Source organism: Jiangella anatolica (genome assembly GCF_003236295.1).
GTDB classification, from domain to species: Bacteria; Actinomycetota; Actinomycetes; order Jiangellales; family Jiangellaceae; genus Jiangella; species Jiangella anatolica.
In genome coordinates this window covers 1-9,040 of the sequence record NZ_POTW01000153.1, presented here as the reverse complement: position 1 = coordinate 9,040, position 9,040 = coordinate 1, and the positions used below count along the sequence as shown (strand labels likewise).

The 9,040-nt window shown below is 74.5% G+C and carries 9 protein-coding genes; 3 read left to right on the top strand and 6 right to left on the bottom strand.

Annotated elements, in window-relative coordinates:
• Positions 1-297 precede the first annotated feature (297 nt).
• Positions 298-789 carry a hypothetical protein gene (locus tag C1I92_RS31995; protein WP_199521802.1) on the top strand — a complete coding sequence of 164 codons (492 nt, stop codon included), beginning with the start codon at positions 298-300 and terminating at the stop codon, positions 787-789.
• A gap of 89 nt (positions 790-878) precedes the next feature.
• On the opposite strand, the gene C1I92_RS34190 is transcribed toward C1I92_RS31995, so the two are convergent.
• Both C1I92_RS34190 and C1I92_RS31990 read right to left on the bottom strand, forming a co-directional pair.
• Positions 879-1,016, bottom strand: a complete 138-nt coding sequence (locus tag C1I92_RS34190) for a hypothetical protein (RefSeq protein ID WP_158564389.1) — start codon at positions 1,014-1,016, stop codon at positions 879-881.
• 109 nt (positions 1,017-1,125) lie between these two features.
• Positions 1,126-2,709 carry an amidohydrolase gene (locus C1I92_RS31990; RefSeq protein WP_111258675.1) on the bottom strand — a complete coding sequence of 528 codons (1,584 nt, stop codon included), beginning with the start codon at positions 2,707-2,709 and terminating at the stop codon, positions 1,126-1,128.
• A gap of 144 nt (positions 2,710-2,853) precedes the next feature.
• On the opposite strand from C1I92_RS31990, the gene C1I92_RS31985 reads away from it, so the two are divergent.
• On the top strand, positions 2,854-3,552 hold the full coding sequence (locus C1I92_RS31985; protein WP_158564387.1) for an FMN-binding negative transcriptional regulator: 699 nt from the start codon (positions 2,854-2,856) through the stop codon (positions 3,550-3,552).
• 191 nt (positions 3,553-3,743) lie between these two features.
• Here C1I92_RS31985 and C1I92_RS31980 read toward each other — a convergent pair whose 3' ends face one another.
• The 3 genes from C1I92_RS31980 to C1I92_RS31970 all read right to left on the bottom strand — a co-directional run bounded on the left by C1I92_RS31980 (position 3,744) and on the right by C1I92_RS31970 (position 7,020).
• On the bottom strand, positions 3,744-5,075 hold the full coding sequence (locus tag C1I92_RS31980) for an aminotransferase class I/II-fold pyridoxal phosphate-dependent enzyme (RefSeq protein ID WP_111258673.1): 1,332 nt from the start codon (positions 5,073-5,075) through the stop codon (positions 3,744-3,746).
• A 273-nt stretch (positions 5,076-5,348) separates the two neighbouring features.
• Positions 5,349-5,702, bottom strand: a complete 354-nt coding sequence (locus tag C1I92_RS31975) for a cupin domain-containing protein (protein ID WP_111258672.1) — start codon at positions 5,700-5,702, stop codon at positions 5,349-5,351.
• A 19-nt stretch (positions 5,703-5,721) separates the two neighbouring features.
• The gene (locus C1I92_RS31970; RefSeq protein WP_111258671.1) at positions 5,722-7,020 is read right to left on the bottom strand and encodes a thymidine phosphorylase; all 1,299 of its coding nucleotides are present in this window, start codon (positions 7,018-7,020) and stop codon (positions 5,722-5,724) included.
• A 43-nt stretch (positions 7,021-7,063) separates the two neighbouring features.
• Between C1I92_RS31970 and C1I92_RS31965 the strand changes: the two genes are divergently transcribed.
• Positions 7,064-7,699 (top strand): maleylpyruvate isomerase N-terminal domain-containing protein, encoded by a 636-nt coding sequence (locus C1I92_RS31965; protein WP_111258670.1) that lies wholly within the window; start codon positions 7,064-7,066, stop codon positions 7,697-7,699.
• A gap of 158 nt (positions 7,700-7,857) precedes the next feature.
• Here the strand turns inward: C1I92_RS31965 and C1I92_RS31960 are convergent, their stop codons facing one another.
• Entirely contained in the window at positions 7,858-8,802 is a 945-nt protein-coding gene (locus C1I92_RS31960; RefSeq protein ID WP_111258669.1) for a chymotrypsin family serine protease, read from the bottom strand.
• Positions 8,803-9,040: the final 238 nt, after the last annotated feature.

Genomic DNA, 9,040 nt, shown 5'->3' with positions numbered 1-9,040 from the left:
GAAACAGGGGGAGCAACCGGGGGATCCGGGCGTAGGCAGCGCCCGGATCCCCCGGTTCCGCGTGGGCGACCCGGCGCCGCCGCGACGCCACTCCCCCGGGCGATCCCCGATCACCCGTACGTCGCGGATCGTAGCCAGGAGATACGCCTGCAAGCCGACGTGCGCGCAGGCCACGCCTTCGTAGCGTGAAACCACTCCAGAACGGAGTCGGTGAAGGACCGCCGGAGCGGCAACTCCGGCGGTCCGCCGAGAAGGACAGTCCAGCCGAGGACCCCTCTCAACGAAGGATGGTAGATCATGGCCACGACCGCGCCCGCCCCGCAGACGACCGTCGCCGCCGCACCCACCGGCCCACTCGCCGTCGCGACCGGCTGGATGGCCCGGCACAGCATCCGTGTCCTGCAGACCAGCCTCGGCGTCGTGTTCCTGGCGTTCGGCGTGCTGAAGTTCTTCCCCGGCGCGAGCCCTGCGGAGGGCCTCGTCGAGCGGACCGTCGACACGCTCACGTTCGGCCTGGTCAGCGGCCAGGGAGCGGTCGTGCTGACCGCGATCCTGGAGACCGTGATCGGCTTGACGCTGGTCACCGGCGTGTTCCTGCGCGCCGGGCTGGTGGTGCTGGCCGGCGCGCTGGCCGGGATCATGGCGCCGCTGGTGCTGTTCGCCGGCGACCTCTTCCCGGACGGGCTGCCGACGCTGGAGGCGCAGTACGTCTTCAAGGACATCGTGCTGGCGGCGGCGGCCCTGGTCATCGGGGCGAAGGCGCTCGGTGCGCGGCTGGAGGCCCGCTGAGCCCCGTCAGAACCACCTCACCGCAGGCGAGAGCGCCGGGGTCGACCACCGACCCCGGCGCTCTCGCCGTCTCGTCACGTCGCCGGACGTCAGTCGGCGGCGACGGCGTCCGGCTCGCGCCCGTCGTCGGCCGGCGCCGGCGGCGGGTCCACCGGTTCGGCGGCGGCGTCGGCCGGCATCGCCATGCCGACGAGGAACGCGCCCGTCGTCAGCGTCCTGAACACCATGACCCCACGGTTCCAGCTCGACGGGGCCCGCACATCGGACCTGGAGCCGAGCCGTCGCCTACGTCGCTGGGCGTAGGGGCTCTCCCGTAAGGGGTACCCGGAGCGGACCTCAGATCGCCCCGTGGACGACCTCGCCGCCGAGCACGGTCGCGACGACCGGGATCGCCGCGATGGCCGACGGCGGCACCTCGCGTGGGTCGGCGTCGAGCACGACGAGGTCGGCGAGCCCGCCCGCCGCCAGGCGACCGGCGACGTCGTCGACGCGGCACGCGTAGGCGCTGCCGGTGGTGTAGGCGGCCAGCGCCTCGTCGGCGGTGACGGCCTCGGCCGGGCCGACCGGCGCGCCGCCGGAGCTGGTCCGCTCGACCATGAACTGCATCGCCCGCAGCGGCGCGCCGTCGGCGACCGGGCGGTCGGAGCTGCCGGCGACGGGGATGCCGTGGTCGAGGAAGGACCGGCCGCGATACATCCACCCGCTGCGCTCGTCGCCCATGATCGACGAGTAGTCGTCGCCGAACGCGTGCAGGAAGGTCGGCTGGACGACGGCGGTCAGGCCGGCCGCGGCGAGCCGGGGTAGCTGGTCGGGGCGGACCAGCCCGCAGTGCTCGACGCGGTGCCGCGCGTCCGGCCGCGGATGCGCGGCCTGCGCCGCGGTGACGACGGCGATGGCTTGGTCGACGGCGGCGTCGCCGATGGCGTGGATCGCCAGCTGCCAGCCGGCCCGGTGCGCGTCCAGGATCAGCGCGGCCAGCTCGTCGTCGTCGAAGGCGAGCTGGCCGCTGCCGCCGTCGGACCCATTGGGGGTGATGTACGGCGTGGTAAGGGCCGCGGTGCGTGCCATCATGCCGCCGTCGAGCCACAGCTTCAGCGCGCCGATCGACAGCCGGTCGTCGCCAAGGCCGGTGCGCAGGCCGAGGTCGATGGCGCGCGCGATGCCGTCGCCGGGCGCCGCACCGGACGGGCGGAGCATCGCCGCCGGGATCATCGTCTGGACCCGCACCGGCAGCCGGCCCTGCTCGCGCGCGACCTGGTACGCCGCCAGCTCGACCGGCGACGACCCGGCGAGGTCGGTGACGATGCCCGCCTCGGCGACCGTCGTGATGCCCTGCGCCAGGCACTCGCGGCCGGCGGTCTCGACGGCGGTGACGATCTCGGCCAGCGTGTAGGGCAGCCGGCGGGCGCGGGCGATCGCCATCGCGCCCTCCTCCAGCAGCCCGGTCGGCCACCCGGATGCGTCACGGACGACCCCGGATGCGTGCGCGGCGAGCTCGTCCTCGGTGACGGTGGCCAGGACGGCGTCGGAGACCAGGCAGGCGTGGCCGGACGTGTGCCGGACGTAGAGCCTGCGGCCGGGCGCGGCCTGCTCGAGGTCGTCGCGGGTCAGGTGTCCGCCGAGCGGGCGCTGGTCGTATCCGGCGAGGTCGACCCACCCGTCGCCGGCGACCGCGTCCGCCGCCCGCCGGACCGCGGCCAGCACGGCGTCGCGGGTGCGCAGCCCGGACAGGTCGACCAGCGCGGCGGCCATGCCCGTCCACGCCAGATGACTGTGCGCGTCGACGAACCCGGGCAGCACGGTCGCGCCGCCGAGATCGACCGTCCGCCGCGCCCGCAGCCCGTCGAGCTCCTCGTCCAGCCCGGCGATTCGGCCGTGCCAGATGCCGAGCCGGGAGGCGCTCGGGCGGGCGGGATCCATCGTCACGATCCGGGCGCCGGTCACCAGCAGGTCGAGCTCCACCGCACCTCCATGTCGTCCGCGATCGCGCGCACAGTCTGGCAGTTCGCCGACTGTACTGGTACGGTCGCAGCAACCGTACCCGTACAGTATGGAGCACCCGCGATGCACACGCCCCGGCACTTCCGCGCCGACTCGCCGGACCGCGAGGGCCGGTTGATCCGCGAGAACCCGTTCGGCCTGATCATCTGCGGCGATGCGGGGTCGAGTGCCGATGCCGTGCCGGGCGCCGCGCCGGTCGCCACGCACGTCCCCATGCTGCGCCGGCCCGATCCGGACGGCCGCCCGCCGGCCGACGGCGAGCCACTGCTCGGCGGCGTCGTCCTCGGCCATCTGGCGCGGGTGAACCCGCAGGCCGCGGCGCTGCGGACGGCGGGCTCGGCGCTCGCCGTGTTCCTCGGCCCGGACGCCTACGTCTCGCCCACCTGGTACGACGGCGACCGCCCGAACGTCCCGACGTGGAACTACGCCGCCGTCCACCTCAGCGGTCCCATCCGCGTCGTCGACGACCGGGACGAGGCGCTGGCGATCATCATGGCCAGCATCGACGCGACCGAGGCGTACGCCGGCACCGGCTGGGACCCGACTCCGTCGCTGGACTACGTCGACAAGCTGCTCGCCGGCATCGTCGCGTTCGAGCTGACCGTCACCGACGTCCGCAGCACGTTCAAGCTCAGCCAGAACAAGCCGGTCGAGACCCAGCGCCGGGTCGCGGGGAGGCTGGCCGCCAGCGCGCACGGCCGCGACCGCGAGCTGGCCGCCCTCATGACCGACGTCCTGCGCCTCGGCGACGACGCGGCCTGACCCCCGGCAGCCACGCCGTCGTCTCCCGAGAGCATCGCGCGGCGACCGGCAGAACAGTTACGGCCGCGTCCGGGGCGACCGCCCAGCGCCATCACGCGAGCGGGGTCCGCCGCCACCGCCCAGCACGTGCGGCCGCGACCGCCCCGGCACCCACCACCACCATCACGCCAGCCACGACCGCCCCGCCACCGTCACGCCAGCCGCGTGCGCCGCGACCGTCCCAGCACGGCCGCCACGTCGCTGGCCAGGCGGTCCGCGTCGTCGGCGGTCAGGGTCGCGGTCGTGATGCGGATGAACGGTTCGCTGTGCATGCGGTGCGGCTCGCCGGCACGGACCGCCCAGCCGCGTCCCTGCAGCGCCTGCACCACCGGGACCTCGTGCGGCACCGGCACCCAGACGTTCAGCCCGGACCGGCCGCGCGCGGCGATCCCCCGCTCGGCCAGCCGGCGCAGCAGCGTCTCGCGGCGGGCGCGGTAGATGTCGCCGGCGAGGCGGACGCCGGTGCGCACGTCGTCGTCGGACCAGAGGTGGGCGACGAGGTGTTGCAGCACGTGGCTGACCCAGCCGGCCCCGACGAGCTGTCGTTCGGCGACCCGGCGGGCGGTGCGCGGGTCGGCGAGCAGGAAGCCGGTGCGCAGGTCCGGCCCGAGCAGCTTGCTGGCCGAGCGCACGATCGCCCACGACCGGCGACCGATGCAGATCGACGCGTGCGGCACGCCCGCGATCATCGACGCATGGTCGTCCTCGACGACCAGGACGTCCGGGTACTCGTCGAGGACGATGCGCAGCTCACGCGAGCGCGGACCGTCGATGGCCGCGCCGGTCGGGTTCTGCGCCCGCGGGGTGACGACGAGCGCGGCCGGCCCGCTCGCGAGCGCGGCCGCCAGCGACGACGGCACCGGCCCGACGTCGTCGAGCGTGACACCGACCGGCACCATGCCCAGCGAGCGGACCAGTTCCAGCACGCCGGGGTAGCCGGGATCCTCGACGGCGATGCGGTCGTTGGGACGGGCCCGGCTGGCCAGCACCCGCTCGATCCCGTCCATCGCCCCGCCGACGACGCCGATCGGGCCGGCGTTCCGCCGCAGCCAGGACGGCAGGTCGACGAACTGCTCCTGCCCGATCTCGGCCAACTGTGGGAGCACGGCCGGAGCACCGTACTGGAACGGTGGCAGCTCGACCCGAGCGAGCGCGGCGCCGAGGTCGGGCAGCATCTCCCGGTCCGGGTAGCCGTCGCTGAGGTCGCGGACGCCGGGTCCGACGGGGCCGTACTGCTGGGCCCGGCTGACCGGCCGGACGCCGACGCGCGTGACGCGGCCGGCCTCACTGGTGACGACGCCGCGTAGGCGCAGGTCCCGGTAGGCGGCGGAGACCGTGGTCGGGCTGACGCCGAGGCGTGCGGCGAGGCCGCGAACCGACGGCAGCGGATCGGACTCGGCCAGCCGGCCGGCCTCGATCGCCGCCTCCACGCTGTCGGCGATCGCCCGCGACGTGCGGCCGGCGATCACCTGCTCGGCTGCCATGCGGCAACTGTACTGGTACGGTCGTGAGGTTCTGGCGAACAGTCGAAGCCGAGTCGATCGGGACGCCCAGGCAGCGTGGCGGAACGCCCACAACCAACCCGCCAGCAGCCGCCCGGCCAACCGGCCGGCGGGACAGCGGACCGCGAGCGGCCAGCGGGCCGGCACCACCCGCGAGCGCGACCAGCGGACTGGCGAGCGGTCAGCGGCCAGCGGCGCGCTGAGGCACCCGTCCAGCTACCGTGCTGATACAGCAGCCGAACCGTCCGCGTACGGTCAGTCCTCGCGGTGCGCGAGGTCGGGCGCGAACGCCGGAAGGCAGACGGCGACGTACTCGGCGCCGTCGGGGCCGGCGGTGTAGCGGACCCGCTCGCCGGCCGCCGTGAACAGCGCCTGACCGGCCGCGACCGTCGTGCTGCCGCCGTCGTGCTCGACGACCACGCTGCCGCTGAGCACCAGCGTGATCTCGTCGAACTCCGGCGCCTGCGCCGGCTCGTCCCAGCCGGGGGGCGCCTGCATGCGGGCCACCGACACCGCGCCGTTCTGGGTCGCGACGCGGCCGACGTACTCGTCGATGACCTTGCCGCCGGGCACCGGGATGCGAGCCGGCGCGTCGATCAGTCTCACCATGCGCCGAGCGTAGACCGCCTCAGCCGACGCGGTCGATGACCAGCGGCGGGAGGTCCGGCCGGCTGCCCTCCGGCGCGATCAGGTACCCGCCCTCCAGCGCCGCGAGCGCCCGCTCGAACCGGGCCGGCTCGTCGGTGTGCAGCGTCAGCAGCGGCTCGCCGGCCCGGACGACGGCGCCGGGCTTGGCGTGCAGTTCGACCCCGGCGGCGGCCTGGACCGACTCGTCCTTGCGGGCCCGGCCGGCGCCGAGCCGCCAGGCCGCGACCCCCACCTGGTAGGCGTCCAGCTGTGCCAGCACACCGGACGCCGGCGCGAGGACGGTGTGCGTCTCGCGCGCGGCCGGCAACGGCGCCGACGGGTCGCCGCCCTGCGCGGAGATCATCCGTCGCCACACGTCCATCGCCGACCCGTCCTTCAGCGCGTCGGCCGGGTCCTTCCCACCGGACAGCCCGGCGGCGGCCAGCATCTCGCGCGCCAGGGTGACCGTCAGCTCGACCACGTCGTCGGGGCCGCCGCCGTCGAGCACCTCGACCGACTCGCGCACCTCCAGCGCATTGCCCGCCGTCAGCCCGAGCGGCGTCTGCATGTTCGTGAGCAGCGCGACGGTGCGCACGCCGGCGTCCGAACCGAGCGCGACCATCGTCGACGCCAGCTCGCGGGCCGACGCGACATCCTTCATGAAGGCGCCGGAGCCGACCTTGACGTCGAGGACGAGTGCGCCGGTGCCCTCGGCGATCTTCTTGCTCATGATCGACGACGCGATCAGCGGGATCGCCTCGACGGTGCCGGTGACGTCGCGCAGCGCGTACAGCTTCTTGTCCGCGGGCGCGAGGTCGTCGCCGGCCGCACACACGACGGCGCCGGTCGACCGCAGCACCTCCAGCATCTCGGACGCGGACAGCGAGGCCCGCCAGCCCGGGATCGACTCCAGCTTGTCCAGCGTCCCGCCGGTGTGCCCGAGGCCACGGCCGGACAGCTGCGGGACGGCGGCGCCGCAGGCGGCCACCGTCGGCGCCAGCGGAAGCGTGATCTTGTCGCCGACGCCGCCGGTGGAGTGCTTGTCGGTGGTGGGCCGGTCGACGGCGGACCAGTCCATCCGCCGGCCGGTGCGGATCATCGCGTCGGTCCACCGGGCGATCTCGCGCCGCTCCATGCCGTTGAGCAGGATCGCCATCGCCAGCGCCGACATCTGCTCGTCCGCGACGACGCCGCGCGTGTAGGCGTCGACCACCCAGTCGATCTGCCCGTCGGACAGCTCGCCGCGGTCGCGCTTGGTCCGGATGACGTCGACGGCGTCGAAGGGCTCAGGGACTGCCATGCTGGCATCATCGCACCCCGCGGCCGCCCCTAAGGTGGTGGGCATGACGACGGTGCGCCAGACCTATCTCGACGCGGCCGGGACGGCGCTCGCGCTGCTCGGCGACCCGGCGGTCGCGGCCCGCTGGGACGAGCCGAGCGCCCTGGAGTCGTTCGCCGTCGGCGGCCTGGCCGCGCATCTCGCCGGCCAGGTGCTCGCGGTGCCGGCCGTGCTGGCGTCCCCGGTGCCGGATGAGCCGCCGGCCGCGCTGATCGACCACTACACCCGCGCCACCTGGGTCGGCGCGGACCTCGACTCTCCGACGAACAAGGGGATCCGCGCCAGCGGCGACAAGGCCGCCGCAGACGGGCCGGCGGCGCTGGTGGAGCGGACGACGGCCACGCTCGACGGGCTCCGCGAGACGCTGCCCGAGGAGCCGGCCGACCGGATCGTGCACCTGAAGGGCCGCTGGTCGCTGACGCTGGACGACTACCTGACGACGCGGCTGCTGGAGATCGCCGTCCACGACGACGACCTCGCCGTCAGCCTCGGCGTCGCCACCCCGGAGCTGCCCGACGCCGCATTGGAGCCGGTGTTCGCGCTGCTCACGACACTGTCGGCGCGCAAGCACGGCGCGCCGGCGGTGCTGCGTGCGCTCGCTCGCGCCGAGCGCGCCCCGTCGGACATCACCGCGATCTAGGGTGTGTCTCCCGGGTCTCGGCCGTAGCGAGCGGCGTCCAGGTGGATGTCTCGCAAGGCCGAGGAAGGAGACATAGCGGTGCCTATGGCGACTGACGAGAACGCAGCGAGGCGCCGCCTGGACGCCGCGCAGTAGGCCATGGACCCGGGAGACACACCCTAGACGAGGCGGACGCCGAGCCGGTCCAGCACGGCGCCGATCGGGTTGCAGTACGTCAGGCCCTGGCCGTTCGGGCCGCCGGTGTCGCTGCCGGCGAACAGCAGCCCGATGGCCTCGCGGGTGTCGGGCCGGTAGACCAGCGAGCCGCTGTCGCCGCCGTCGGAGAACGACGTCGAGCCGGCGCCGGTGACCTCGATCTGGTCGTCGAAGTCGAGCACGCCGGACGGGTACTGGACGCTGATGCCGTCGACCTCGATCGCGCTGACCCGGCCGCGCGTGACGCCGGTGGTGCGGCCGGCCTTCTCGACGGCGATGTCGTCGGTGACGGCGACCCAGCCGGTCAGCGCGCCGGCCGGATACTCGGCGGACACGTCGACGCCGTCGTCGAGGCGCGCGGTCGCGGCGTCGACGAGGTTCGGCGCGACGGGGTCGAGGGCGACGACGCCGTCGAGAACGCCGATGCGATCGGCCGCCGCGGCGCCGCCGTCGGCGCTGCCCGGCTGCAGGACGACGTCGCCCGCCGCGCCACGGTCGGAGTCGGCGAGCACGTGGTTGTTCGACAGCACCAGCACGGCGCCGGACCCGTCGGCGACGAACGCGCCGATGGTGCCCGCCGTGACGTCGACATGCGACACGGACAGCCCGGGCCGCAGCGGCCGGTGCCGTCCCCGCAGCTTCTCGGCGTCCCACTGCTGCGACCGGACGACACCGACGTCGCGGATGTCGCACTCGGCGCCGGCCAGCTCGCGGCCCGCGTCGGTGACGGCGTCGGCGAGTTCGGACGAGCCGAACGTGCGGATGGCGACCCCGTAGGTCGCTGGCCCGACGACGCAGACGCCGACGGCGACGCCGCCGGTGGGTGTGTGCGGACGGGGCGGCGCGGCCAGCACCGTGGTCCGGCGGCGGAGTTCGGCCTTGATCTCGCGCGCGGTCTGCAGCTCCATGGGCGACTCCCGGGGACGGTCGCGGACGTCCCCACCCTACGGGGCCGCGTCGACACTGGCGGCCGTCGACGCGTCGAGCCGCCCTTGGCACGCCGCAGCGCTCCACAAACGCGACATTTCCGGCGCGACAGGTCGCCTGCGGCGAGCCAAGCACAACGCTGGAGCGTGCCAAGCCGGGCACAGCAGGGCGGAGCCGGACCTGGCTCTTATACACATCTGACGCTGCCCACGACTTAAA